The sequence below is a fragment of the Agrobacterium sp. 22117 genome (assembly GCF_052045735.1).
In the GTDB taxonomy this organism is placed as follows: domain Bacteria; phylum Pseudomonadota; class Alphaproteobacteria; order Rhizobiales; family Rhizobiaceae; genus Agrobacterium; species Agrobacterium cavarae.
Genome location: NZ_JBQEPP010000003.1, coordinates 415462 through 439921 on the forward strand (window position 1 = coordinate 415462; position 24460 = coordinate 439921).

At 58.3% G+C, this 24460-nt stretch carries 25 protein-coding genes and 1 riboswitch; of the genes, 15 read left to right on the forward strand and 10 right to left on the reverse strand.

Annotated elements, in window-relative coordinates; all coding sequences use genetic code 11:
- The first annotated feature begins 44 nt into the window (after positions 1 to 44).
- From trkA to ACTJKV_RS10515, 4 genes are all read left to right on the forward strand, one after another.
- Positions 45 to 1421 (forward strand): Trk system potassium transporter TrkA, encoded by a 1377-nt coding sequence (trkA, locus tag ACTJKV_RS10500; RefSeq protein ID WP_274102297.1) that lies wholly within the window; start codon positions 45 to 47, stop codon positions 1419 to 1421.
- Between the two features lie 187 nt (positions 1422 to 1608).
- Entirely contained in the window at positions 1609 to 1851 is a 243-nt protein-coding gene (hfq, locus tag ACTJKV_RS10505) for an RNA chaperone Hfq (protein WP_027673217.1), read from the forward strand.
- Positions 1852 to 2049: 198 nt separating this feature from the next.
- Positions 2050 to 3378 (forward strand): GTPase HflX, encoded by a 1329-nt coding sequence (hflX, locus tag ACTJKV_RS10510; protein ID WP_062425343.1) that lies wholly within the window; start codon positions 2050 to 2052, stop codon positions 3376 to 3378.
- 241 nt (positions 3379 to 3619) lie between these two features.
- Complete coding sequence (locus ACTJKV_RS10515) at positions 3620 to 4801, forward strand: GGDEF domain-containing protein (RefSeq protein WP_113226133.1); 1182 nt, start codon at positions 3620 to 3622, stop codon at positions 4799 to 4801.
- A gap of 16 nt (positions 4802 to 4817) precedes the next feature.
- Here ACTJKV_RS10515 and mazG read toward each other — a convergent pair whose 3' ends face one another.
- On the reverse strand, positions 4818 to 5651 hold the full coding sequence (gene mazG / locus ACTJKV_RS10520) for a nucleoside triphosphate pyrophosphohydrolase (protein ID WP_274102299.1): 834 nt from the start codon (positions 5649 to 5651) through the stop codon (positions 4818 to 4820).
- Positions 5652 to 5670: 19 nt separating this feature from the next.
- Positions 5671 to 6258: a deaminase gene (locus ACTJKV_RS10525; RefSeq protein ID WP_111850677.1), complete on the reverse strand. Its 588-nt coding sequence runs from the start codon at positions 6256 to 6258 to the stop codon at positions 5671 to 5673.
- Positions 6259 to 6492: 234 nt separating this feature from the next.
- Between ACTJKV_RS10525 and cysG the strand changes: the two genes are divergently transcribed.
- The 5 genes from cysG to ACTJKV_RS10550 all read left to right on the forward strand — a co-directional run bounded on the left by cysG (position 6493) and on the right by ACTJKV_RS10550 (position 11415).
- Entirely contained in the window at positions 6493 to 7953 is a 1461-nt protein-coding gene (gene cysG, locus ACTJKV_RS10530; RefSeq protein ID WP_274102300.1) for a siroheme synthase CysG, read from the forward strand.
- Positions 7946 to 8260, forward strand: coding sequence for a DUF2849 domain-containing protein (locus ACTJKV_RS10535; RefSeq protein ID WP_062437505.1), 315 nt, complete (start codon positions 7946 to 7948; stop codon positions 8258 to 8260). Before cysG ends, ACTJKV_RS10535 begins: the two co-directional genes overlap by 8 nt.
- Positions 8261 to 8268: 8 nt before the next feature.
- A complete protein-coding gene (locus ACTJKV_RS10540) occupies positions 8269 to 9939 on the forward strand; it encodes a nitrite/sulfite reductase (RefSeq protein WP_274102301.1) in 1671 nt (556 codons plus the stop codon).
- A gap of 11 nt (positions 9940 to 9950) precedes the next feature.
- A complete protein-coding gene (locus tag ACTJKV_RS10545; RefSeq protein ID WP_116493863.1) occupies positions 9951 to 10457 on the forward strand; it encodes a DUF934 domain-containing protein in 507 nt (168 codons plus the stop codon).
- Between the two features lie 145 nt (positions 10458 to 10602).
- Entirely contained in the window at positions 10603 to 11415 is an 813-nt protein-coding gene (locus ACTJKV_RS10550) for a ferredoxin--NADP reductase (protein ID WP_274102302.1), read from the forward strand.
- Positions 11416 to 11483: 68 nt separating this feature from the next.
- On the opposite strand, the gene ACTJKV_RS10555 is transcribed toward ACTJKV_RS10550, so the two are convergent.
- The gene (locus tag ACTJKV_RS10555; RefSeq protein WP_113327125.1) at positions 11484 to 12743 is read right to left on the reverse strand and encodes an MFS transporter; all 1260 of its coding nucleotides are present in this window, start codon (positions 12741 to 12743) and stop codon (positions 11484 to 11486) included.
- Between the two features lie 137 nt (positions 12744 to 12880).
- Between ACTJKV_RS10555 and ACTJKV_RS10560 the strand changes: the two genes are divergently transcribed.
- Positions 12881 to 13381, forward strand: coding sequence for a hypothetical protein (locus ACTJKV_RS10560; protein WP_274102303.1), 501 nt, complete (start codon positions 12881 to 12883; stop codon positions 13379 to 13381).
- A gap of 35 nt (positions 13382 to 13416) precedes the next feature.
- Here the strand turns inward: ACTJKV_RS10560 and ACTJKV_RS10565 are convergent, their stop codons facing one another.
- The 5 genes from ACTJKV_RS10565 to ACTJKV_RS10585 form a co-directional block, all read right to left on the reverse strand.
- Positions 13417 to 14553 carry a GGDEF domain-containing protein gene (locus ACTJKV_RS10565; RefSeq protein ID WP_274102304.1) on the reverse strand — a complete coding sequence of 379 codons (1137 nt, stop codon included), beginning with the start codon at positions 14551 to 14553 and terminating at the stop codon, positions 13417 to 13419.
- 164 nt (positions 14554 to 14717) lie between these two features.
- Positions 14718 to 17582: an aminomethyl-transferring glycine dehydrogenase gene (gene gcvP / locus ACTJKV_RS10570; RefSeq protein WP_274102305.1), complete on the reverse strand. Its 2865-nt coding sequence runs from the start codon at positions 17580 to 17582 to the stop codon at positions 14718 to 14720.
- Positions 17582 to 17944, reverse strand: a complete 363-nt coding sequence (gcvH, locus tag ACTJKV_RS10575; RefSeq protein ID WP_112952526.1) for a glycine cleavage system protein GcvH — start codon at positions 17942 to 17944, stop codon at positions 17582 to 17584. The genes gcvP and gcvH overlap by 1 nt, the downstream gene beginning before the upstream one ends.
- A gap of 15 nt (positions 17945 to 17959) precedes the next feature.
- Positions 17960 to 19099: a glycine cleavage system aminomethyltransferase GcvT gene (gene gcvT / locus ACTJKV_RS10580; RefSeq protein WP_440598640.1), complete on the reverse strand. Its 1140-nt coding sequence runs from the start codon at positions 19097 to 19099 to the stop codon at positions 17960 to 17962.
- Positions 19100 to 19254: 155 nt separating this feature from the next.
- Positions 19255 to 19342, reverse strand: a riboswitch (glycine riboswitch).
- Between the two features lie 127 nt (positions 19343 to 19469).
- Positions 19470 to 19655: a DUF3008 family protein gene (locus tag ACTJKV_RS10585; protein WP_274102307.1), complete on the reverse strand. Its 186-nt coding sequence runs from the start codon at positions 19653 to 19655 to the stop codon at positions 19470 to 19472.
- Between the two features lie 119 nt (positions 19656 to 19774).
- On the opposite strand from ACTJKV_RS10585, the gene ACTJKV_RS10590 reads away from it, so the two are divergent.
- Positions 19775 to 20182 (forward strand): hypothetical protein, encoded by a 408-nt coding sequence (locus ACTJKV_RS10590; RefSeq protein WP_274102308.1) that lies wholly within the window; start codon positions 19775 to 19777, stop codon positions 20180 to 20182.
- A 77-nt stretch (positions 20183 to 20259) separates the two neighbouring features.
- Positions 20260 to 21261, forward strand: a complete 1002-nt coding sequence (locus ACTJKV_RS10595; protein WP_274102309.1) for a copper chaperone PCu(A)C — start codon at positions 20260 to 20262, stop codon at positions 21259 to 21261.
- 66 nt (positions 21262 to 21327) lie between these two features.
- On the opposite strand, the gene ACTJKV_RS10600 is transcribed toward ACTJKV_RS10595, so the two are convergent.
- Together ACTJKV_RS10600 and ACTJKV_RS10605 are read right to left on the reverse strand one after the other, a co-directional pair.
- Positions 21328 to 21756: a plastocyanin/azurin family copper-binding protein gene (locus ACTJKV_RS10600; RefSeq protein ID WP_113265805.1), complete on the reverse strand. Its 429-nt coding sequence runs from the start codon at positions 21754 to 21756 to the stop codon at positions 21328 to 21330.
- A 136-nt stretch (positions 21757 to 21892) separates the two neighbouring features.
- Positions 21893 to 22165: a hypothetical protein gene (locus tag ACTJKV_RS10605; RefSeq protein ID WP_062425330.1), complete on the reverse strand. Its 273-nt coding sequence runs from the start codon at positions 22163 to 22165 to the stop codon at positions 21893 to 21895.
- Positions 22166 to 22365: 200 nt separating this feature from the next.
- Between ACTJKV_RS10605 and crcB the strand changes: the two genes are divergently transcribed.
- The 3 genes from crcB (at position 22366) to ACTJKV_RS10620 (ending at position 24451) form a co-directional block, all read left to right on the forward strand.
- The gene (gene crcB, locus ACTJKV_RS10610) at positions 22366 to 22743 is read left to right on the forward strand and encodes a fluoride efflux transporter CrcB (RefSeq protein ID WP_062598390.1); all 378 of its coding nucleotides are present in this window, start codon (positions 22366 to 22368) and stop codon (positions 22741 to 22743) included.
- 62 nt (positions 22744 to 22805) lie between these two features.
- Entirely contained in the window at positions 22806 to 23798 is a 993-nt protein-coding gene (locus ACTJKV_RS10615) for an RluA family pseudouridine synthase (protein ID WP_062425328.1), read from the forward strand.
- Complete coding sequence (locus ACTJKV_RS10620) at positions 23795 to 24451, forward strand: HAD-IA family hydrolase (RefSeq protein ID WP_274102312.1); 657 nt, start codon at positions 23795 to 23797, stop codon at positions 24449 to 24451. The genes ACTJKV_RS10615 and ACTJKV_RS10620 overlap by 4 nt, the downstream gene beginning before the upstream one ends.
- The last annotated feature ends 9 nt before the right edge of the window (positions 24452 to 24460 follow it).

The window sequence follows — 24460 nt, forward strand, 5'->3', positions numbered from 1 at the left end:
GGCATGCGCTCGGCAGGGTTTAGAAATAGGCTCGGAGAGGGCGCATGAGGGTTATCATTTGTGGCGCGGGGCAGGTGGGTTACGGCATCGCCGAACAACTGTCGCGCGAAGACAACGAGGTTTCGGTGATCGATACCTCAGCAGCCCTGATTTCGGCGATCACCGAAACGCTCGACGTGCGCGGCTATGTCGGCCACGGCTCGCACCCGGACGTGCTGGCAAAGGCTGGTGCCGATCAGGCCGACATGATCATTGCCGTCACGCTCTATGACGAGATCAACATCGTCGCCTGTGAAGTGGCGCATGCCTTGTTCAGCGTGCCGACCAAGATCGCCCGGATCCGCGATCAAAGCTACCTGGCGCCCGAATATGGTGACCTGTTCAGCCGCGAGAACATGTCGATCGATGTGACGATCTCTCCAGAGATCGAAGTCGGCAAGATGGTGCTTCGTCGCATTGCTTTCCCGGGCGCCACCGATGTGGTGCGCTTTGCCGATGACAATGTCTCGATGCTGGCAATCGAATGCATGGAGGACTGCCCGGTCGTCAATACGCCGCTGCAGCAGTTGAGCCAGCTCTTTCCCGATCTGGTGGCGACTGTGGTCGGTGTTTTCCGCAACGGCCACCTGAAGTCGGTCGATTCCTCAGAACAATTGCGCACCGGCGACCTCGCCTATGTCATATGTCAACGCCAGCACGCTCGCCGCACGCTTGGGCTCTTCGGTCACGTGGAGAAAGAGGCGAGCCGGATCGTGATCGCCGGTGGTGGCAATATCGGCCAGTATGTCGCGCGTTCCATCGAGGAATTGCAGCCGAAGACCCGGGTCAAGATCATCGAATTCGATCGCGACAAAGCGATCGCGGCCTCGGAGAATTTGAATTCAACGATCGTGCTGCACGGGTCGGTTCTCGACCAGAAAATCCTTCATCAGGCCGACATCCAGGACGCCGACCTGATTGTGACGCTGACCAACAACGACCAGACCAATATTCTGGGCGCGGTGATGGCAAAGCAGATGGGCTGCAAGTCGAACCTCGCTTTGCTGAATGCTACGTCCTTCCACGATGCGGCGAAGTCACTGGCACTGGACGCCTATATCAACCCGCGGGCCGTGACGATTTCACGCGTGTTGCAGCATGTACGCAAGGGCCGCATTCGCTCCGTCTATGCGGTACAGCGCGGCAATGGCGAAATCATCGAGGCGGAAGCGCTGGAAACCTCCCCGCTCGTCGGGCAAGCGCTTCGCGAGATCGATCTTCCCGAGGGGATCCGCATCGGCGCAGTCTATCGCGACAAGACCGTTTTGCGCCCGGATGGTAGCATGAAGATCAAGGCGAAGGACCGGGTCATTCTCTTCGCCTCGGCGGACTCCGTGCGCGATGTAGAACAACTTTTCAGGGTGTCGTTGCAATATTTCTAATTTATCGACAAGCGCACTATGTCGGGAGGCCGGCAAAAAGTAGCATGAGTTTTTCGACATTGCGGAACAGAGCGTGATTTGATACCAGAGTTTCACCCATTGGCAGGGGGCACGGCCAGCGGGATTGCATTATTGATAGTTTGATTTCCCGGTCTCCCATCCGGGCAAAAAAGAAAGAAGCGGCGCCATGGCGGAACGTTCTCAAAACCTACAGGATCTCTTTCTCAACACCGTTCGTAAGCAAAAGATTTCGTTGACGATTTTCCTCATCAACGGTGTCAAGCTGACCGGTGTCGTCACGTCTTTCGACAACTTCTGCGTGCTCCTGCGCCGCGATGGACATTCGCAGCTCGTCTACAAGCACGCGATCTCCACCATCATGCCCGGCCAGCCCATGCAGATGTTCGAGACCGAAGAAGGCGCGGCCTGATTCACCGCTTCTGAGACGGACCCAATCTCCCGGTCCTGCAGCGATCGACAACGGAACTCACGATCGAGCTCCGTTGTTTTTGTCGTGTAGCTGCCTATATTTTAAACTGGCACCAGCAATTGAAAGGGCCAGCACATTTCTACACGCGATACGTCGAACGAATCCATCATTCCCGAGCTCGAAAAGCGGCGCGACGACATGCGCGCCGTCGTCCTCGTCCCGCAGTTGAAGCAGCAGCGTGACCATCGCGAGGCGACGGCGACAGCACCTCTGCGGTCGATGGAGGCAAAGCTCGAAGAAGCCAAAGGTCTGGCTCTCGCCATTGACCTCACCGTCACACAAGGCCTGATCGTCCCCGTCAGCCAGCCGCGTCCAGCGACCCTGTTCGGCACCGGTAAGATCGAAGAAATCGGTCATCTGCTCGATGAAACGGATGCGGGTCTCGTGATCGTCGATCACCCTTTGACGCCGGTTCAGCAACGCAATCTCGAAAAGCAGTGGAACTCCAAGGTCATCGACCGGACCGGTCTTATCCTTGAGATCTTCGGACGCCGCGCCTCCACAAAGGAAGGCACACTGCAGGTCGATCTTGCCCATCTCAATTACCAGAAGGGCCGCCTCGTCAGAAGCTGGACCCACCTTGAGCGTCAGCGCGGTGGTGCGGGCTTCATGGGTGGTCCGGGTGAAACGCAGATCGAAGCGGATAGACGTCTTCTCCAAGACCGTATCGTGCGTCTCGAGCGCGAGTTGGAGCAGGTGGTGCGGACCCGCCAACTGCACCGCGCCAAACGCCGTAAGGTGCCTCATCCGATCGTAGCGCTGGTTGGCTACACCAACGCCGGTAAATCGACGCTGTTCAACCGCATCACTGGCGCGGGCGTTCTGGCAGAAGACATGCTGTTTGCCACGCTCGATCCCACGCTTCGCCGTATGAAGCTGCCGCATGGGCGCACCGTTATCCTCTCGGACACGGTCGGTTTCATCTCCGATCTGCCGACCCACCTGGTCGCCGCCTTCCGCGCAACGCTGGAAGAGGTCCTCGAAGCCGATCTCGTTTTGCATGTGCGCGATATGTCGGATCCCGACAATGCCGCACAGGCGGGCGATGTCATGCGCATTCTTGGCGATCTTGGCATTGACGAAAAGGTTGCCGAGGAACGGATCATCGAGGTCTGGAACAAGGTGGACCGGCTCGAGCCGGAAGCACATGACGCCATCATGCAGAAGGCAGAGGGAAGGGCGAATGTCCGTGCTGTCTCCGCACTGACAGGCGAGGGTGTCGATGCGCTGATGGACGATGTTTCTGTTCGTCTGTCGGGCGTCCTGACGGAAACCACAATCGTGTTGAGCGTCGATCAGCTGCAGCTGCTCTCATGGGTTTACGACAATGCCATCGTCGATGGCCGCGAAGACCGCGAAGACGGTTCGGTTGCGCTCGACATTCGGCTTTCGGGAGAGCAGGGGGCAGCCCTTGAGCGGAAGCTCGGTCTCGGTGCCAAGACGCAGTCGGAAGACTGGGAACGGTGACGGCGATATCTCGCCGAAACCGGTCCCATAAAGTGTGACGCCACTATGCGATGGGGGAGCAGGGCGAAACAACAACTTGAAGCGTGGACGTGAACATGAAGGATCGCGGCACGTTTTAGAATCGATAGCAGCATCGCATATCAACTATGTCCTCAGTCACGGTCGCCTCTTGCGAGGCCTTAAGGTTGGGAATGTCCATTAGCTGATAATCGCGTGGCGAATATGATGTGAGCGGATATTGATGTTGCCGGAATTAGATCTTCCAACTGTCCTCATTCTCCACAAGCTTTCCTTTGTCGTTGCCGGCCTTTGCTTCATCTACGTTCGCTCTCAATCCCGCGAAAGCGTCGGTCTTGGCCTTTTGGCGGTGGGCTTCTTTCTTGTTGCGCTGGCGTCGATCCTTGTTGGAGCTGGATCGCTTGTGCAGGCGCGCGCTTATGTTTTCGCAATGGCGGGGATGCTTGCGGGCCTTGTCGGATACGCCGTCTTCTGGATTGGCATGTGCCGCATCAGCAGGCAGAGGAAGAGAAATCGTGAATGGCTGGTTCTGGCTCTGCCGGTCGTCATCTGCCTGTTGATAATCGCCGCAGGCCTGTACGATTTGCCACATAGCAGAACGATCGCGTTCCAGACTACGGCCGCAGCCTTGCTTTTCGCCTCTGCACTTACGGTTCGCGCCGACAACCTTACAGAGCCGCTCCCCGTCAGAAAGCCCCTGGCGATATCGATCCTCATCGCCGCTGTTCTTACACTGCTCGTAGCGGTCGGGATCGCCTTTCCTCTGAAAGCGATGAACATCGCAAGAAACGCATTTTTCGCCTCCATCATTTGCCATTTCGCCATTGCGTTCTTCGTCATGGCGCTCGTCAAGGAACGCACCGAAGAGCGGTTGAGAGGCTTGGTCGGGCTCGATGTTCTGACGGGCGTGCCGAACCGGCACTCCTTCCGTTCGCGGCTTCCAGAGACCGTTCGCTATGGCGATGCGATCGTGATGATCGACATCGACCATTTCAAGCGGATCAATGATACGTTCGGCCATCTCGCCGGCGATGAGATCCTCGCGCGTGTGGCAAGAGAACTCTTCACCCGCATCCGTCCGGTGGACAGCTTTGCCCGCTTTGGCGGCGAAGAGTTCATCCTTTATCAGCCGGATATTGGCAAGGAAGAGGCGCTGGCCTTTGCTGATTCGCTCCAGAAGGTCGTAAGCTCGATCACGCACGTGATGGACGATCAAACCGTGACGGCGACTTTAAGCATGGGCATCGCGGTGGGCGATGAGAAGACGAGCACCGCAATGTCGCTTCTCAAGAAGGCAGACATGGCGCTCTACGCATCAAAAGCCGCCGGCCGTAACCGTTTGACGCTCTATCGCGCCGAAGACTTCGTCAATGAGCAGTTTATGCGGAGAAACAACGACACCTGAAGCATCAGTGTGACGTTCATCCGAGCTGTCGCTCGATCGCTTTCGCCGCCTGCCACAACTCCTCCATTCGCTCTAGGCTTGCTGCCTCAAGCGTTTCCCCGGAGTCGGCAAGCGAGGTTTCAATGTGACGAAACCGGCGGCGAAATTTGGTGTTGGTGCCGCGCAGTGCGTTTTCGGCGTCGACTTTGACATGCCGACCGATATTGACCATAGCGAAGATCAGATCGCCCAACTCATCGCTGATACTCTCGGACCTGCCTTCGGCAAGCGCCTGTCTCAGTTCCCGGATCTCTTCTTCGATCTTGTCGAGGATCGGCTCTGCCGCTGACCAGTCGAAACCCACGCGCGCCGCCTGTTCCTGAAGCTTGAGCGCCTCTGTCAGCGCCGGCTGGCTGCGCTGAATCGAGCCCAGAAAACCTGCCTTCGGATCGTTGCTCACGCCACGCGAGGCCCGTCTTTCTAGCCGCTCCCGCTTCTCGGCAGCCTTGATCTGATCCCATTGCAGCTTCACCGATTCCGGCGTGTCGGCGTCGGAAACAGCAAAGACATGCGGATGACGGCGGATCATCTTCGAGGTCACGGCTTGGACGACATCGCCAAAGGAGAATGCTCCCATCTCCTCGGCGATACGCGAATGGAAGACGACCTGCAGCAGGAGATCTCCAAGCTCTTCGCAAAGATCGTCCATGTCGTTGCGCTCGATCGCATCCGCCACCTCATAGGCTTCCTCGATCGTATAGGGTTTGATCGTCTCGAACGTCTGGACGATATCCCAAGGACATCCTGTCTCAGGCGCTCGCAACGCCTCCATGATCTCGATGAGACGGGAGATATCTGTCGAGGCTTCCATGGCGATGCTTTCCGGACTGTCAGTTCAAGGGGATATTGTTGTCGGACTTGCCCGACTGGTAGCTGTTGGAGAGGTTGTTATAGACCGCTTTGATCCGCGCCGTCTGCTCCTGCAGCTTCGTTTTCAACGGTTCGTCCTCCGCTGCTACCAGATCGGCAATGAAGTATGAGTGCCAGAAGGCGTTGCTGCGCCGATAGCCGCCAGGCTCCAGACCGAAGACTTCCTTCAGAATCTTCAGATCGTGCGGAATGGCGAAAGCGTCGCGGGAATCTTCATGGCTGAAGAAGGAGTAGAAATTGTCGAAGCCCGCCCAGGTGATCGCCGACATGCACATGGTGCAGGGTTCATGTGTGGAAAGGAAGATCAGGTCTTTCGTGTCCGGCTTTTCGCCCAGTTCGTAGAAACGTTTCAGGGTGTGAACCTCGCCGTGCCACAAAGGATTCTCGAGCTCATTATTGGTTTCGGCGACCACCAGCGACAGATCGGACTTGCGCAGAATGGCCGCTCCGAACACCTTGTTTCCCAGCGCAACACCGCGGCTCGTGAGTGGCAAAATGTCATGTTCGATCACGTCGAGAAGGCGGGAGGCCAAAGATTGCTCTGTCAAGATATGCACCCTTATTCTGTGGCAGTCAGGTTCATGGCTGATTACAGCCAGAAACCACGGAGAAATATAGAATTTTGATAGAAAATACCATCCTTTAGAGACGGTGTGGCCGCTTGGTCCCTACGGTTGCTTTTCCTCAAAAACGTCGCTTGCCGAGAAATAATAATCTACGGCATTATGATGTTGGAATTTTCGTGCCTTCAACCTTTTTAATCGATCGGCGATATTGCGAACATGTTTGAGACAACCGCTTCCCGCACCGAAAACCGTCTGACGACCTTCCCCGCCTTCTTCAAGGTTGAGGGCAAGCACGTTGCTGTCTTCGGCAATGGCGACGAGGCTTACGCCAAGGCGCGGCTTCTTTCAAATACCAATGCGCTGATCGTTGCCTTCTCTGACGATCCACAGTCCGACTACGCCGCCTTCCTCGTTAAAGAGCAGATCAAGGTGGTCGCAGAAGCATTCGCAGTGCATCAGGTGGAGGGCATGACGCTGGTCTTTGCTGCCACGGGCGATGAAGCGCTTGACCGTCAGATCGTGGATGCGGCGCGCGCAAAGTCCATTCCCGCCAATGCCGTCGACCAGCCGGGTTACTGCGATTTCTACACGCCGGGCCTCGTATCGCGCGCACCTCTTGCCGTCGCGATTTGCACGGAAGGCGCGGGACCTGTGCTCGGCCAGATCGTTCGTGCACGCATCGATCAGATGCTGGCGCCGTCGCTCGGTCGTCTAGCACGGCTCGCTGTTGAATATCGCGATGCTGCCGAGGCGAGCATTCCTAAAGGCGCGCTCCGCCGCAATTTCTGGCGTCGCTTCTTCTCCGGCAGCGTGGCAGATGCTGTCGCACTGAACGACGTCGATGGCGCTCACGCCGCAGCCGAAAAGCTTCTTCTCTCCCCTGAAAGCCCGGAAGGCTATGTCTGGTTGGTGGGTGCAGGGCCGGGTGCGGAAGATCTGCTGACGCTGCGGGCGCAACGCGTTCTGATGCAGGCAGATGTGATCGTCTACGACGCGCTTGTGCCGCAGGAAATCGTCAATATGGGCCGTAGGGACGCCGAGCGTCTCTCGGTCGGCAAGCGCAAGGGCTGTCATTCCAAGTCGCAGGAAGATATCAACAAGCTGTTGGTGTCTCTAGGCCAGGAAGGCAAGCGCGTCGTTCGTCTGAAATCTGGCGATCCACTGGTCTATGGCCGCGCGGCCGAAGAAATGGCGGCACTGCGTGAAGCGGGAATCGGGTACGAGATCGTGCCTGGCATCACCTCGGCCTTTGCTGCGGCGGCCGACTTCGAGTTACCGTTGACACTACGCGGTGTTGCATCGTCGCTGATCTTCACCACCGGCCATGATCTTGCGGGCGATATCTTGCCGGACTGGGCTCGTCTTGCGGTCTCAGGTGCGACCATTGCCGTCTATATGGGCCGTAGCGTCGCGGCGTCGGTGGCAACAAGACTGATGAGTGCTGGCCTGAACGCCGACACGACGGTTGCCGTCATTGAGAACGCCAGCCGTAGCTATCGCCGCCTGATGCACGGTACATTGAAGGATTTGCCGGATCTCGAGCATCGCGATGAGTTGACCGGTCCGGTTATGGTGATCATCGGCGATGCGGTCGCCGGTGCGAATTTCGAAAGGTCCGAAGCGCTGGCGGTTTCGCCGCTCAGCGCCCCGATCGGACAGGAGTATGCAAATGGTTGATAAGGTACTGACCGCCAATCGTCTGAGCGATGGCATTGCTGTCTGGCTCGACGCGAACGGACAATGGAACGAGGATCTGCAGTCGTCGCTTGTCGCGCGTCATGCGGAAGCCGTCGCGTCGCTGGAAGAAATCGGCAAGCGAGATTTCTCCGCCAACAAGGTCGTGGACGTCAACATCATCGACGTGGCTGAAGAAGACGGCCGCCTGTGGCCGACGCGCCTTCGCGAGCGCATCCGTGCGGCAGGCCCCACCATCGAATACGCCACGGGCTACAAGCCTGCTGACGCAGCATTTATCGCAGTCTGAGGAAGATCATGTACCGTTATGACGAGTTCGACCACGCTTTCGTAAAGGGTCGCGTGGAGCAGTTTCGCGATCAGGTGGAGCGCCGCCTGTCCGGTGAGCTGGCCGAAGATGCGTTCAAGCCATTGCGTCTAATGAACGGCGTTTATCTCCAGCTGCATGCCTACATGCTGCGCGTTGCAATCCCCTATGGAACGCTGAACTCGAAGCAGATGCGGATGCTGGCTCATATTGCCCGCAAGTACGATCGTGGCTATGGCCACTTCACCACGCGCCAGAACATCCAGTACAACTGGCCACGCCTTGCCGATACGCCTGCTATCCTGGAAGAACTGGCAAGCGTGGAGATGCACGCGCTACAGACCTCCGGAAATTGCATTCGCAACGTCACCGCCGACCACTTTGCAGGTGCTGCGGCAGACGAAGTGGCCGATCCACGCCCCTATGCGGAAATCCTGCGCCAATGGTCGTCGGTGCATCCGGAATTCTCTTTCCTGCCACGCAAGTTCAAGATTGCCGTAACGGGTGCAGAGCGCGATCGCGCTGCGATCCAGGTTCACGATATCGGTCTGCATCTCAAAAAGAACGACAAGGGCGACATCGGCTTTGCGGTCTATGTCGGAGGCGGGCAGGGCAGAACGCCTATGATCGCCAAGAAGATCCGCGACTTCCTGCCAGAAGAGGACCTTCTGTCCTACACCACCGCCATCATGCGCGTGTACAACCTTCATGGTCGTCGCGACAACAAGTACAAGGCGCGCATCAAGATCCTCGTGCATGAAACGGGTGCGGAAGAACTGGCGCGGCAGGTCGAGGCGGAGTTCGTTCACCTGAAAAACGGCGAACTGAAACTTCCCGACGCGGATATCGCTGCGATCACCACTTACTTCGCGCCGCCGCAGTTGAAGGACCGTCCAGAAAGCTGGGAAAGCCTTGCGCGCTGGAAGAAGGCGGATGCGGATTTCGCGCGCTGGGTGGATCAGAACGTCCAGCCACACAAGCACCCCGACTACGGCATGGTGACAATCTCGCTGAAGCCGATCGGCGGCATTCCGGGCGATGCATCTGACGGGCAGATGGATGTTGTCGCAGATATCGCCGCAGAATATGCCTTCGATGAAATCCGCATCAGCCATGAGCAAAATATTATCCTGCCGCATGTCGCACTTGCGGATATGGAGCCGGTCTATCGGGCGCTCCAGGGCGCAGGCCTTGCAACTGCCAATGCTGGTCTCATCACCGATATCATTGCCTGTCCTGGCTTGGACTACTGCGCGCTCGCCAATGCGCGCTCCATACCGGTCTCGCAGGAGATCTCCAGACGTTTCGGTTCTCCAGAGCGTCAGGCTGAAATCGGTGAGCTGAAGATCAAGATCTCCGGCTGCATCAACGCCTGCGGTCACCACCATGTTGGCCATATCGGCCTGCTGGGCGTAGAGAAGAAGGGTGCCGAACTTTACCAGATCACGCTGGGTGGTTCGGGTGATGAGAATTCATCGATCGGCGAAATCATCGGTCGCGGCTTCGAGCCGGAGAAGGTGACGGATGCGGTGGAGACGATTGTCGACACCTATCTTGGCCTGCGCTTAACGAAGGAAGAAAGTTTCCTCGAAGCCTACCGCCGTGTTGGACCGCAGCCTTTCAAGGATGCCCTTTATCCTGCAGCCGCAGAAGCTGCCTGAGGACTATGGAAATGACGAAAATCTGGAGCGAACAAGGCTTCGTCGAGAACGATCCCTGGGTCATCGAGAGCGACGACGTCAAGGCAGGCGAGGGGCAGAATGCGGTCCTGTCGCTCGATGCCTTTCTGACGCGAGCAGCTGAGAGCAATGATGTCGGTCTCGGCGTTCTCATCACGCCGGCGGACGATGTGACGAAACTGGCCCCCTTTATCGATCGCATCGCGCTTGTTGCTGTCAGCTTCCCCGCCTTCAACGACGGGCGAGGCTTCAGCCATGCGTCACTCCTGCGCACGCGCTTGAACTACCAGGGCGAGTTGCGGGCTGTCGGTGACGTCTTGATCGACCAGGTGCCATTGATGCTGAGAACCGGTTTCACCAGCTTCGCAGTCACGAACGAGACGGCGATCCGCCGCCTGTCGGAAAACCGTTTGCCGGGCATCGACGTCTATTACCAGCCGACGGCCAAACCTGCTGCGGAGGGTGAGACCTATAGCTGGCGGCGCCGTGCTGCAGTTTGAAGTCTTGCGCCGAAACATGAGTTATTGATACATATTTCTACCTGCATAGCTCCAATGACGTTCCTGTACCTTCAAAAGGCAGTGCGGATGGTGTATTTCCCCGCCTCAAGAATGTCTGGCTTTTTGTGAAATGGACGGAAGAAGAATGAACGCTCCTGCCAAAACGGAAGAATTTGCGGTCAAGATCCCGGACGGCGTCTACGCCGAAACGGTTCTTTCGGTTGAGCATTACACCGACCACCTGTTCCGCTTCCGTATGACGCGCCCGGCTGGCTTCCGCTTCCGCTCCGGAGAGTTCGCGATGATCGGGCTGATGGTCGGCGACAAGCCGATTTATCGCGCTTATTCGATCGCCAGCCCGGCCTGGGATGAAGAGCTTGAATTCTTCTCCATCAAGGTTCCGGATGGTCCGCTGACCTCCCACCTGCAGGCGATCAAGCCCGGCGATACCGTGCTGATGCGCAAGAAGCCGACAGGGACGCTGGTACTCGACGCGCTGACCCCTGGCAAGCGCCTCTATATGTTCTCGACCGGCACGGGCATTGCGCCTTTCGCAAGCCTCATTCGTGATCCCGAGACCTACGAAAAATTCGAGGAGGTTATCCTCACCCACACCTGCCGCGACGTCGCCGAACTGAAATACGGCTTCGACCTTGTGGAGGAGATCAAGAACCACGAATTCCTCAGTGAGATTGCCGGCGACAAGCTGAAGCATTATGCGACAGTGACGCGTGAGGAATATCCCTTCAAGGGCCGTATCACCGATCTGATTGCCAATGGAAAGATCTTCTCCGACCTTGGTGTTCCAGCTCTCGATCCGGCGATTGACCGCGGAATGATCTGCGGCTCGTCGGCCATGCTGAAAGACACCAAGGAGCTTCTGGAGAAGGCTGGCCTGACCGAAGGCGCCAACAACAAGCCCGCTGAATTCGTCATCGAGCGTGCCTTCGTCGGCTGATACCGTTTTGATATCTAGAGAAAAAGGAGGCCACGTGCCTCCTTTTTTGGCTTCAGCGCTGTCTGGACTCAGGCGTCCTCGGGCTCATTATCGGGAACGATGTCTCGCCGGTAGAAAATAAAGAGCAGAATGGCAATTGCCGCGACACCACCGCCGACCAGATGCGAGAGCGCAAACCCGCCCTCAGTCGTCAGCCATCCGGCCACACCGTTGCTGAGCGACGCACCGATACCCTGAACTGTCATCACGCTTGCCAGGCCGACATTGAAGCGTCCGGTGCCCTTCAGAATTCGCTCCACAGCAACCGGCGTCGCAATGCCAAGAAGGCCAGCACCGATGCCATCCAGGAGCTGGACTGGATAGACGACCCAGAACTGTTCGAAGGACGCTGCCAGCAGTCCGCGTATGGGTAGGGCCGCGAGTGCGATCAGGAACACGGCAGAAAGCCCGAAGCGGCGGATCAGCCATGGGGCGAGCGCTGCTACAAAGATCATGGCGAACTGGGCCACGCCCGTGATGATCGCCGTTGTCTTGAAGGGCGAGTTGAGTTCGACGGCAAAATCCTGAGCAATCAATCGGCCCATCGGGGCATTGCCGAAATGGAAGATCAGCAAAATGATGGCAAGCAGGATAAGCCCGCGCTCGTGCCACAACACGCCAAATCCGGAAGGCCCGGGCTCACCCTCATCGTGACCTAGACCACGCGCCACCTTGTGGTCGATCTGGTTGGGGTCGATTGCCGTGATCGCAATCAGCGTTCCGATGGCGGTAATGACCATCAGGCCAATAACGCCGGAAATGCCGAAATAGGAGACAGCGACATAGGTGGCAAACAACGAGGCAAAATTGCCGCCATGGTTCCAGAATTCATTGCGTGAGATTTGCTTGGAGAACAGCTTCTCTCCAACGAGGCCGAGCGTCAAACCAGCAAGCGCTGGACCGACAGTCGCGCCGACAACCGCCGTCATGATCTGACCACCCCAAACGATGGTCTCAGTCGGAAAGAGCAATGTCAAAAGTGCGCCCGCGGTCACAAGAATGACCGGCCCGGCAATGAGCGCCCGCTTCCAGGTGGTTCCATCGACCAGCGCACCGCAAAGTGGTGTTGCGGCAAGGCCAACAAGGCCGCCAACGGTTGCAATGATCCCCAACTGCATCGGCGACCAGCCATTGGTTGCCAGAAACGCGTCGAGGAACGGGCCTAACCCGTCGCGCGCATCTGCCAGGAAGAAATTCAAAATGGCGAGGGCGAATAATGTGCGGTCGCTGATACCGCTGGACCGGCCAAGAGAGGCTCGGTCCGGGGCAGAAGAGGTGAGGGATGTCATCGGCGCGTTTCCGGATGGAGATGAAGCGAGCCCAGAACGCACGAAAACGTTATTGGTTGCTATGGCCCATAACGATCTAAATTAGGAACTCTATGGACGTCTTCGCCGTTCGCATTCCTTGATAGGGAGCGATCACCATGAAACTAAAGACAGCCGGCCTTTTTGCCTTGGCGGCCATGATCTCCACACCCGCCGCAGCGGACGAAACCTCGTTTCTATCCTCGCTTGGCGGAAGCTGGAAAGGCAGCGGCACTGTCACGACGCGCATCGGCTCTCGCCCGGTCAATGTCAACTGCACCTTCCAGACGACAGCATCCGGACCATCGCTACAGATGAACGGCACCTGCCGTGGTTTCGTCGTCGTGCGCCGTGCAATCTCCGCCGACTTGACGGCTCGTGGCACGCGATACAGCGGAAACTATGTCGGCCCGTCGGGGCGCCCATCTGCCCTCAGCGGCAGCCGGCGAGGCGACAACATCAACCTGACTGTCCGCTGGAACCGTGACATCAACGGCGATCGCGTGGCCGGCATGACCATCAGCAAGCTTGGGCGCGACGGCTTGAGGCTGCGCACGACGGATAAGGACGGCGCTAATGGGCCGACCGTCACCACTGCGGATATCAGGCTGACGCGATAAAGTACGGCGGGACATGCTACAGGGTAGCGAGAGCCTCAGGCGGCTTCGTCGAGATCCGCGACCGTGGTGTTTCTGCCGGCATCCTTCGATGCATAGAGGGCAGCGTCCGCGCGCGCATAAGCCTGATGAAAGCTTTCATCTGGCTTTAGCCGCACGACACCAAAGCTCGCCGTCACCGGAGACTCTAGATCAATATCTGGGTAAAGAGAAGACACACCCATGCGCAGGCGCTCAACGCGCTCGAGCGCCTCTCTCCCGTCGCCGGAAGCAATGAAAAGCGCGAACTCTTCACCGCCCATTCTGCCGGTAAGATCGTGATTGCCTGCCGCGTCCTGCAGATGGCGGGCAAAGCGACGGATGACCTCGTCGCCGGCTGCGTGACCGAGTCTGTCGTTGATGGATTTGAAACGATCGAGATCGGTTGCCACGATAAAGCCGGTTTCATTCGATGCCAAGCGCTGGGAAGCGAGCCGCTCCTCAAAGCCCCGTCGGTTGAGCAGATCGGACATGTAGTCGTACTGTGCTTGCTTCTGCAGCTCTCCCGCGAGATCCGCCGCCAGTATAAAAAGCGTCAAGATTCCCGTCGCCATCATGCCCGTCGGCGTGCCGAGCGATAGGACAATGATGAAAGACGCCTCGGCTATTTCACCATTCGGTCTGGCCATCCAAGCCGCAATGCCGACCGACAGGATGTAGAGCCCAAAGAATGCCAGCGCCAAGCGAACCGGTGAAGACAGGCCTTTTGCATGCCTGGGCAGGAAGACGATCAATCCAACGAAGAGCGCATCGGCCGCTGACGTCATCATCCGCGACGCCATGCGCCACTCGAATGGCTGCTCGCTCCAGAACACCACAATGGCGACAGCAGACAATGCCCATAGCAGTGAGATCAAACGATGATCGAGATTGGCACGGGAACGGAACCCGATCGCCAGAAGCGCGAAACTGCCGATCGAAGCCTGACAGGCGAGCATCGCCATGACGCTCTGATAATCCGGCCAGACCACGCCAAACACCCGGACGCCATGTCCGGCCGCCGAAAACATGAAGGACAACGCCCAGAACGCAGCGTGGAATTGCACTCCAAAACGCCGCCATGCCACGAGCAGGGCAGTGCCGAAAAACAGGCTGACGAAGACAATGCTGAGCGATGTGGCGATAGGAGAGAGCATAGCTAAATTTTTAAAGAAACAGATGTCGACTGCTTCTATACGTCCTATGGCGTGATCCGCACAACGGCTATGCCCGACATGTTGAAACGACGGCTATCAAATCGTGAATCATGGCGGGCTCTAACGAAAGAAGCCCGGATCGCTCCGGGCTTCGTCAGTCGATTTTACTCCGCTGCTTCCTGATACTCGCTCATTGGTGGGCATGTGCAGACGAGGTTGCGGTCTCCATAGACATTGTCGATACGGTTGACCGGCGACCAGTACTTGTCCACGCGGAAGGAGCCAGGCGGGAAGCAACCCTGTTCGCGGCCGTAGGGACGATCCCATTCGCCGACAAGGTCTTCGACCGTATGCGGGGCGTTCTTCAACGGGTTGTTGAGCTTGTCAGCACGGCCTTCCTCGATGTCGCGGGCTTCCTGACGGATCGTCAGCATGGCGTCGCAGAAGCGGTCGATTTCAGCCTTGGTCTCGGATTCCGTCGGCTCAATCATCAGCGTACCAGCGACCGGCCAGCTCATGGTCGGCGCGTGGAAGCCGCAGTCGATGAGGCGCTTTGCCACATCATCCACGGTGACGCCGCAGCTGTCATTGAGCGGGCGCGTGTCGATGATGCACTCATGAGCGACGCGGCCAGCCTCTGACTTGTAGAGTACGTCATAGGCGCCCTTCAGACGCGCAGCGATATAGTTGGCGTTGAGGATCGCCACCTTGGTCGCCTGCGTCAGCCCTTCGCCACCCATCATCAGGCAGTAGCTCCAGGAGATCGGCAGGATCGACGGGGAGCCAAACGGCGCGGCGGAGACTGCACCAGCACGACCGTCGCTTGCCGGGTGACCGGGAAGGTAAGGCGCAAGGTGCGCCTTGACGCCGATCGGTCCCATGCCGGGGCCACCACCACCATGCGGAATGCAGAAGGTCTTGTGCAGGTTGAGGTGGCTGACGTCGGAACCGATGTCACCAGGACGGGAAAGCCCGACCATTGCGTTCATGTTGGCGCCGTCCAGATAGACCTGTCCGCCATGCTTGTGCACGATGTCGCAGATTTCGCGAACCGTTTCTTCAAACACGCCGTGGGTGGACGGATAGGTGATCATGCAGCACGAGAGGTTTTCTGCATACTGCTCTGCTTTTGCACGGAAATCGTCGATATCGACGTCACCGTTTTCCTTCGCCTTGACCGGAACGACTTTCATGCCGACCATCTGTGCGGAGGCAGGGTTGGTGCCATGTGCCGACGTTGGGATAAGGCAGACATCGCGATGCGCGTCGCCACGAGCCAGATGGTAATTGCGGATCGTCAGCAGGCCGGCATACTCACCCTGCGCGCCGGAATTCGGCTGCATGGAGAAAGCGTCGTATCCGGTCACAGCGCAGAGCTTCGCGGAGAGATCGTCGATCATTTCCTTGTAGCCCAAAGCCTGATCGGCCGGGACGAAAGGATGGATGTCGGAGAATTCCGGCCAGGTGATCGGCAACATTTCCGCTGTGGCATTGAGTTTCATGGTGCAGGAACCGAGCGGGATCATCGCCCGGTCGAGCGCCAGATCACGGTCCGAAAGACGACGGATGTAACGCGTCATTTCGCTTTCGGCGCGGTTCATGTGGAAGATCGGATGCGTCATGTAAGCACTTGTACGCAATAGATCTTTCGGCAACCGATAATCCGGCTCGAAGTCGGAAATCGAGAAGTTGCCGCCAAAGGCGCGCCAGACCGCTTCCAGCGTTGCCGGGCGGGTACGCTCATCAAGGCTCATGCCGATCTTGGTGGAGCTCACCTTGCGAAGGTTCACACCTTCGGCAACCGCGGCCCGCAGGATCAGCGCCTGCATGTGGCCGACCTCGACCGTGATCGTGTCGAAGAAGGTATCCGGCTCTATCTTGTAGCCAAGCTTCTCCAGACCCTTGGCCATCAGCACCGCCTTCTGGTGCGTCTGCTGGGCGATTGCCTTGATGCCCTGCGGACCGTGGAAGACGCCATACATCGATGCCATGACGGCAAGCAGCACCTGGGCAGTGCAGATGTTGGAGGTCGCCTTCTCGCGGCGGATGTGCTGCTCACGGGTTTGCAGCGACAGGCGATAGGCACGGTTGCCTCGGGCGTCGACAGACACGCCGACAAGGCGACCAGGCATCGAGCGCTTGTGGGCATCCTTGACCGCCATGAAGGCCGCATGCGGCCCGCCGTAACCGACCGGAACGCCGAAGCGCTGCGAAGAGCCGATCGCGATATCGGCGCCCATCTCACCCGGAGACTTTACAAGCGTCAACGCCAGCAGGTCGCAGGCAACGGCGGCGATCGCACCTGTCTGGTGCAGGCGGGAGATCAGGCCTGAGAAATCGCTCACATGGCCATGCGTGCCGGGATACTGGAAGATCGCGCCGAAGACATCGACCGGATCGAGATCTGTGAACGGATTGCCGATGACGACTTTCCAGCCAAGCGGCGCGGCGCGCGTTTCGATCAGCGCGATGGTCTGCGGGTGGCAATTGGCATCGACGAAGAATGCGTTCGCCTTGGACTTCGCCACGCGCTGGCACATGGACATGGCTTCGGCAGCAGCCGTTGCTTCATCGAGAAGCGAGGCGTTGGCAACATCGAGGCCGGTCAGGTCGGAGATCATCGTCTGGAAGTTGAGAAGCGCTTCGAGACGGCCCTGCGAGATTTCCGGCTGGTAGGGCGTGTAGGCCGTGTACCAGGCGGGGTTCTCCAGAATGTTGCGCTGGATGACGGGCGGCGTGATCGTGCCGTAGTAGCCCTGGCCGATCAGCGAGGTCAGAACCTTGTTCTTGTTCGCCGTCTCGCGCATGCGGTCGAGTGCTTCGCGTTCGGTCAGCGCGGCACCCCAGGCAAGCGGTTCCTTCTGACGGATGGAGGAGGGCACGGTCGCGTCGATGAGCGCATCGAGGCTCTTGTAACCGACGACGTTGAGCATCTCCTCCATTTCCGCCGGCGACGGACCGATATGACGACGATTGGCGAAGTCATAGGGCTGGTAGTCGGTGAAATGAAATTCAGTGGGCGTGTTCATTACGCGACCAGCTCCTTGTAGGCGGCTTCATCGAGCAGCGCATCGGCATCGGCGGTGTTGGAAAGCTTCAGCTTGAAGAACCAGCCGGCACCCTGCGGGTCGGAGTTGACGAGCGACGGATCATCGACAATCGCCTGGTTGATCTCGACGATCTCGCCGTCCAGCGGACAATAGACATCCGACGCGGCCTTGACGCTCTCGACGGTTGCGGCTTCGCCGTTCTTGGAGAATGTCGCGCCGACTTCGGGCAGTTCAACGAAAACCAGATCGCCGAGTTGTTCTGCGGCGTGCGTGGTAATCCCGACGGTGGCGACATCGCCTTCGATCTTCAGCCACTCGTGTTCCTGGGTAAATTTCAGCATGGGTTTCTCCGCAAATTAGCGCTTATAGGTGGGTGTGATGAAGGGCAGGGCGGCGACGGTGACCGGCAGGTACTTGCCGCGCACCTCGGCGAAGATCGCCGTTCCAGGTGTCGTGTAGTCGGTGGGCACGTAGCCCATGGCAACGGGGCCTTCCACAGTGGGGCCGAAGCCGCCAGAGGTAACCTCACCGATCTCAGTCTTGCCTTCAGCATCGGCAAACAGCTTGGAATGACCGCGCACCGGCGCCTTGCCTTCGGGCTTCAGACCGACGCGGCGACGGCTCGTGCCGTTGCCAAGTTCGCCAAGAATGCGATCGGCACCTGGAAAGCCGCCTTCGCGGTCACCGCCGGCACGACGCGCCTTCTGGATGGCCCATTCCAACGATGCTTCGATCGGTGACGTTGTGGTGTCGATGTCGTTGCCATAGAGGCAAAGACCGGCTTCGAGCCGAAGACTGTCGCGCGCACCGAGGCCGATGGCCTCACAGTCGGGATGTTCGAGCATGGCTTTGGCAATCTCCTCGGCCTTGTCAGCAGGAACGGAGATTTCGAAACCGTCCTCACCCGAGTAACCCGAGCGTGACACGATGCAGGGAACGTCATGCAGCGGAATTTCGCGCACATCCATGAACTTCATGTCGGAGACGCCCGCCCAGAGTTCCGCGAGAACAGCTTCCGCGCGCGGACCTTGAAGCGCGATCAATGCACGATCGTCCAGCAACGTGATCTCGCAGCTGTCGGAAAGATGCGTCTTCATATGGGCAAGATCGGCATCCTTGCAGGAGGCATTGACGACAACGAACACATGCTCGCCGAGATTGGTGATCATCAGGTCGTCGAGGATGCAGCCATTCTCATCGGTGAAGAAGCCATAGCGCTGGCGACCAGCCTTGAGGTTGAGGATATCGACCGGCACCAGCCTCTCCAAAGCAAGGGCGGCATCGTCCACCTTGCCGGACTTAGCCTTCACGATGACCTGGCCCATGTGGGAGACATCGAAGAGACCGGCCGACGCACGGGTATGAAGATGTTCCTTCAGAACGCCCGCCGGATATTGCACAGGCATGTCATAGCCCGCAAAGGGCACCATGCGGGCACCAAGGGACAGATGCAGGGAATGGAGTGGGGTGACTTTCAGCTCGGCTGTATCGGCCAAGGACGCCTCCGGGGTAGCGCGTTCGCGCGGGCTCATGTTCGTGACACTCTGCGAGCGTCGGGTTCAAGAGCCCCCTCTGTCCTTGTCGCCTGAGATTGTTATCCCTTCGGCGAGCCTGCCCTTATAAGTGCAAGGAGGCTTCTCTCCAGAGTTCCGTTCGACCGTTGGTCCTTTTGCCTGAGAGTTTCCGGGGCGGTTGCTCCTTCGGCACCGCATCGAAGCGGTTTCTCCCAACGGTATGGAAGCTCATTATCTGTGAAGCTCTCAGATTGGCAAGGACGAAATGACGCAGGTGAACAGTTTTTTGTTCAACCTGCGTCATTTGCTTGTCATCCGGTCGACCACGCCGTTTCTCGAAGCGGGCCGAAACTTAAGCGTCCTTTTTCTCCGGGAGCTTCTTGCGATTCGTCGAGGCCATATCTTCAAGTTCTTTTTCTGTCATGGACTTAGCCATGCTTTTTGAAGAACCTTGTAAACGGGATTTCGGCATGTCGCCGCGCTTTGCTGCAAGGGCCGCGCCTGCGGCTTTCTGCTGGGCTTTGGATTTTGCTGGCATGTTTCAACTCCTCGGTGATGCGTTGCGTTCTGCAGATAAAACGCCAGCCTTGGGGAGCTGTTCCGCGACACGCCGAGTGGCTCTTTGATTTTGGATCAAAGCGCGGTATCGGAATGACCATGAGGGTGTTCGCAAGAAACAGGGTAAAGACAATCGAGTCTGTGCTGCGCATGGTCTGCGCCGTACTGATGCTGTCTCTCGGCTTCGCGCATAAGCCGGTTCAGGCTGCGCCTGTCGCCGCACTTGATGAAGCCTACCGGTTGCCGGATGGCACCTTTGCCGAGATCTGCTCCGAGCATCTGCCGCAAAATCAATCGCAGCATGGCAAGCACGAAGGTGGTGCGATCCTCTTTTGCGAGGCTTGCCTGCTGGCATCCTCCATTCTTCTGCCAACGCCACTTGCAGATGATGGCCTCAATCCCAATCCGGCGTCGCTCGAAAATACGCTTCCGCAACAGCAAGAAGCGCTCACTCTTTCAGAACTGCGCACCAACCGTGCCCGCGGACCGCCATCCTCAGCTTTCTGATCCCTTCGCAAACAACGCCGCAGCGCGGCACTTCTAAAAAACGGACTGCCAGATAAAGCAGCCGCAAGGATCGAAAGATGACAACCATCAAGCACGCAGCATTCACAGCATTCGCAGCCGCCCTCTCGACCACCTCTGCCTTCGCCCATACGAGCTTCGTCAACGGCACGGCGGAGGAAGACAGCACCATCGTCGCGGCCCTTCAGGTGCCGCACGGCTGTGAAGGCGGTCTTGCGACGACAGAGGTTCAGGTCGTTTTGCCCGAGGGCTTCATCTCCGCCAAACCGCAGCCGAAAGCCGGCTGGGAGCTGGAGATCATCAAGGGCGACTACCAGAAGACCTACAAGAACCACGGAAAAGAGGTGACGAGCGGGCCAGTCGAAATTCGCTGGAAGAGCGGCAACCTGCCGGATGATTATTATGACACCTTCAACATCCAGGGGAAGATCGCAGGTGTTGCGCCAGGCAAGACGCTTCCCTTCAAGGTAAAGCAGCTTTGCGGCGACAAGGGCACCGCAAGCTGGGATCAGATAGCGGCAGAGGGCCAGGATCCTCATTCACTGGACAATCCCGCACCGGTCATCCGCATCACGGCCAAGCAGAATGGTGAAGGCGAGGGGCATGCGCACCATGATCACGGCGCCATGGCAGATACGAGCGCGTCCGCTGGCGTGGTCAAGGTCGGGGAACTGGAACTGTCTCAAGCATCCACCAAAGCCATGTTGCCCGGACAGCCAGTCGGCGGCGGCTTTGTCACCATCCGCAACACGGGCACCTCTGACGATCGGCTTGTTTCGGTCTCGTCACCCCTGGCAGGTCGCGCCGAAATTCACGAAATGGCCATGGCCAATGACGTCATGAAGATGCGCAAGCTGAATGACGGTATCGTCGTGCCGGCCGGTCAGACGGTGGAGCTTTCGCCGGGCGGTCTCCATTTCATGTTCTTCAACGTCAAGAAGCCGTTTGCCGAAGGCGACAAGGTTCCCGTGACACTGACTTTCGAGAAGGCCGGAGAGGTCTCGATCGAGCTTCCGGTCGGACCCGCCAATCCGGGTGAGGCGAAGCACAATCATAATTGACGGCTCTCAAACGATGGCCGCCGGGATGCATCGGCATCTCGACGGCCATCGACGCGCAAATCGTTCTTACTTCGTAACCGTGAGCTTCGCCTGCATTCCGGCCTCGTAGTGACCTTTGATATTGCAAAAGAGCAGGTAGGTGCCGGGCGTCAGCTTGGCTTTCAACTGGCCGTCCTTGCCGGGTTTCAGATCCGCCACTTCGCCAAGGCTCTTCAGCTTCTTTTCATCGATGCGATGTTTTGCTGTGTTGAGCGGGATCGCCTCGTCGGGCGACTTCAGCTTGACGAGAACCATCTCGTGATCTTCCGAGACGGCGTCGTTGTGAACCATGAAGACGGCTTCTCCAGCTTTGACGCTGGGCTTATCGAGTGTCAGCGTCATCGGCTGCCCGCCTTCGCCGCCTTCATGAACCATGATGGCGGTTGCGGCAAATGCCGGAGCTGCGAGGGTAAAGGCAGCGACCGCTGCCATCGTCAATTTTGCTAGGGTCTTCATGATCAACCTCTGTTTCAGTGATTACGAAAAGAGGTTGGGTGATTTGCCTGACAGGAATCTGAACGTCGTTACGAAGGCCGAAGCTTAAAGCATTGCCCTGAAGCATAGGACTGAATCTGAAAGATCGCGACAGCCTTTAGTCGGAGGTGTCCCAATCTTCCTCATAGGCATGGCGAGCCTGCTCCAATGTCGCCTGAGGGTTTTGCCGCCCGGATGTGAAGAGGGAAAGCGAGGGCGCCGCGGCTGTCAAATTCATCAATGTATGTTCCGACCCATCGTTGCGCGTGATCTGCTTCAATTCCTTGGCAGCCTTTTCGACCTCCGCTTTGCGCGAAGCGCGCTGCGGAGATTTTGCGCCCTCAGACGCATACGCCGCGATATTCGCGGAAACCGACCAAACCTGCCACATTGCCAGACCTCGATAGTAATAATGGACAGCAATGTAACAGGGCGAGATTTATCTTCGGCTAAACCTTCAGGTTGAATTTGATGTGCATTTTAATCATCAACGGAGCCGGACGATTGTCGCCAGCATATTTCTAAATCCATCGCCATGACTTAAAGCTGACGGGTCATCAGCGTTTAGCATTAGGACCGGAGCGTCTTTGCATGTCGAACATTCTTCTCGTCGCAATCGGCGGGGCCATCGGCTCAGTCGGCCGCTATCTGGTCGGGCTTTGGGCGACGCGTCTTGCCGGGCCGAATTTCCCTTGGGGCACGCTGACTGTGAACGTCGTTGGCGCATTTGCGATCGGCCTTCTGGTCGAAATGGTCGCGCGCCGCTTCGACGCTTCCAATGAGATGCGAGCCTTCATCGTCACCGGTATTCTTGGAGGCTTCACCACATGGTCGTCCTTCACGCTGGACACGATGGTGCTGTTCGAGCGTGGCGAAGTCGGCCTATCAGCGCTCTATCTGCTGGCCAGCCTACTGGTTTCTTTTGCTGCGATCTTCGCCGGGCTGGCCTTGGGCCGCGCTTTGTTTTAAAGGCAAGGCAAAGGCCGCACAGGAACGAGGCGGCAGATCAGAAAAGAAAGACTGGAATTGCCATGGCAGGTATCGAGCACATCAAGGTAGAGGCCGACGAGGCCGGAATGCGTCTCGACCGCTGGTTCAAGATCCACTATCCGGGACTGGGGTTCGGCCAGCTGCAGAAGCTGATGCGATCCGGCCAGGTTCGTGTGGATGGTGGACGGGTCAAGACCGATGCTCGGGTTCAACCGGGGCAGATGGTCCGCGTGCCGCCGCTTGATGTCGATGCCAAGGTCAAGAGCGGTCCCATCGGCTCCAAGGATTTGAAGCATTCGGAAGACGGCGATCTTCTCAAGCGCATGTTGCTGCATGAAGACGACAAGGTCTTTGTCTTCAACAAGCCAGCCGGCATCGCAGTGCAGGGCGGCTCGGGCGTAAACCGCCACATCGACGGTCTTCTGGAAGCCTGGACGAGCCAGAAGGGCGAAAAGCCCCGTCTCGTGCATCGCCTCGACCGCGATACGTCGGGCGTTCTCGTCGTCGCACGTACACGCGGCGCAGCACAGAAACTGACTGCGGCCTTTCGTGAGCGCGATACCAAGAAGACCTATTGGTCGTTGGTCAAAGGCGTGCCGCGCAAACACCAGGACAAGATCTCAAGCTGGCTGGTGAAAGAGCAAACGCCGGATGGCGACCGCATGCGCATTGCCAAACACGGCGAGGAGGGTGCCGACCACGCCATCTCCTATTACCGGGTGATCGATACCGCAGCGCAGAACCTCGCCTGGCTGGAGATGGAGCCCTATACCGGCCGTACCCACCAGTTGCGCGTCCACGCGCTGCATATGGGCCATCCGATTATCGGCGATCCCAAATACTATATCGAAGATCCGAACTGGGATTTTCCCGGCGGCATCCAGAAACGCCTGCATCTGCACGCGCGACACATCGACATTCCCCATCCGTCAGGCGGACGCCTCCGCGTCAGCGCGCCTTTGCCGCCGCATATGGTGCAGACGTGGAATCTTCTCGGCCTCGACGTTGCCGATGGTGACAGGGACGATCAATGAAGCTTGTTCTTTTCGATTGCGATGGCACGCTGGTCGATAGTGTTGGTCTCATCCATGAAGTCATGGCGCGCACCTTTGTGCATTTTGGATATCCACGCCCTGAGGTGTCGCTGACGAAGTCCATCATCGGCCTGACGCTCGACATCGCGATTGCCCGGATGCAGGGCAAGACGCATGTGGATGACGAGGCGACGGCCATGACGGCGCATTATAAGGCGATCTTTGCGGAGACGCGCGCTGAAGCTGGCTTTCAGGAACCGGTCTTCGACGGCATCATGGCGATGATCGCGAAGCTCTCCGAGCGGGAAGAACTCTTGATGGGAGCTGTGACCGGCAAATCCCGGCGCGGCCTCAACCTCATCATGGACACGCACGGCTTTCGCAAACATTTCATCGTGTCGCGCACGGCCGATGACTGCCCCTCGAAGCCCCATCCGGCCATGGTCAGCGAATGCTGCAACGAGACCGGGATGGTTCCGGCCGATACGATCGTCATCGGCGATGCGATCTACGATATGCAGATGGCAAAAGCCGCCGGTGCCAAGGCAATCGGAGTTGCCTGGGGCTATGCCTCCGTCGACGCGCTCTGGGCTGCAGGTGCAGATGCGATCGTCAGCCATCCAAGCGAAATTCCCGGCCACATACCGGGCTGATAAGGACAG

Excerpts from the sequence above, each read along its gene's own strand:
- trkA (WP_274102297.1), top strand. The coding sequence starts at position 45 with ATGAGGGTTATCATTTGTGGCGCGGGGCAGGTGGGTTACGGCATCGCC.
- hfq (WP_027673217.1), top strand. The coding sequence starts at position 1,609 with ATGGCGGAACGTTCTCAAAACCTACAGGATCTCTTTCTCAACACCGTT.
- hflX (WP_062425343.1), top strand. The coding sequence starts at position 2,050 with ATGCGCGCCGTCGTCCTCGTCCCGCAGTTGAAGCAGCAGCGTGACCAT.
- ACTJKV_RS10515 (WP_113226133.1), top strand. The coding sequence starts at position 3,620 with ATGTTGCCGGAATTAGATCTTCCAACTGTCCTCATTCTCCACAAGCTT.
- mazG (WP_274102299.1), bottom strand. The coding sequence starts at position 5,651 with ATGGAAGCCTCGACAGATATCTCCCGTCTCATCGAGATCATGGAGGCG.
- cysG (WP_274102300.1), top strand. The coding sequence starts at position 6,493 with ATGTTTGAGACAACCGCTTCCCGCACCGAAAACCGTCTGACGACCTTC.
- ACTJKV_RS10535 (WP_062437505.1), top strand. The coding sequence starts at position 7,946 with ATGGTTGATAAGGTACTGACCGCCAATCGTCTGAGCGATGGCATTGCT.
- ACTJKV_RS10540 (WP_274102301.1), top strand. The coding sequence starts at position 8,269 with ATGTACCGTTATGACGAGTTCGACCACGCTTTCGTAAAGGGTCGCGTG.
- ACTJKV_RS10545 (WP_116493863.1), top strand. The coding sequence starts at position 9,951 with ATGACGAAAATCTGGAGCGAACAAGGCTTCGTCGAGAACGATCCCTGG.
- ACTJKV_RS10550 (WP_274102302.1), top strand. The coding sequence starts at position 10,603 with ATGAACGCTCCTGCCAAAACGGAAGAATTTGCGGTCAAGATCCCGGAC.
- ACTJKV_RS10555 (WP_113327125.1), bottom strand. The coding sequence starts at position 12,743 with ATGACATCCCTCACCTCTTCTGCCCCGGACCGAGCCTCTCTTGGCCGG.
- ACTJKV_RS10560 (WP_274102303.1), top strand. The coding sequence starts at position 12,881 with ATGAAACTAAAGACAGCCGGCCTTTTTGCCTTGGCGGCCATGATCTCC.
- ACTJKV_RS10565 (WP_274102304.1), bottom strand. The coding sequence starts at position 14,553 with ATGCTCTCTCCTATCGCCACATCGCTCAGCATTGTCTTCGTCAGCCTG.
- gcvP (WP_274102305.1), bottom strand. The coding sequence starts at position 17,582 with ATGAACACGCCCACTGAATTTCATTTCACCGACTACCAGCCCTATGAC.
- gcvH (WP_112952526.1), bottom strand. The coding sequence starts at position 17,944 with ATGCTGAAATTTACCCAGGAACACGAGTGGCTGAAGATCGAAGGCGAT.
- ACTJKV_RS10585 (WP_274102307.1), bottom strand. The coding sequence starts at position 19,655 with ATGCCAGCAAAATCCAAAGCCCAGCAGAAAGCCGCAGGCGCGGCCCTT.
- ACTJKV_RS10590 (WP_274102308.1), top strand. The coding sequence starts at position 19,775 with ATGAGGGTGTTCGCAAGAAACAGGGTAAAGACAATCGAGTCTGTGCTG.
- ACTJKV_RS10595 (WP_274102309.1), top strand. The coding sequence starts at position 20,260 with ATGACAACCATCAAGCACGCAGCATTCACAGCATTCGCAGCCGCCCTC.
- ACTJKV_RS10600 (WP_113265805.1), bottom strand. The coding sequence starts at position 21,756 with ATGAAGACCCTAGCAAAATTGACGATGGCAGCGGTCGCTGCCTTTACC.
- ACTJKV_RS10605 (WP_062425330.1), bottom strand. The coding sequence starts at position 22,165 with ATGTGGCAGGTTTGGTCGGTTTCCGCGAATATCGCGGCGTATGCGTCT.
- crcB (WP_062598390.1), top strand. The coding sequence starts at position 22,366 with ATGTCGAACATTCTTCTCGTCGCAATCGGCGGGGCCATCGGCTCAGTC.
- ACTJKV_RS10615 (WP_062425328.1), top strand. The coding sequence starts at position 22,806 with ATGGCAGGTATCGAGCACATCAAGGTAGAGGCCGACGAGGCCGGAATG.
- ACTJKV_RS10620 (WP_274102312.1), top strand. The coding sequence starts at position 23,795 with ATGAAGCTTGTTCTTTTCGATTGCGATGGCACGCTGGTCGATAGTGTT.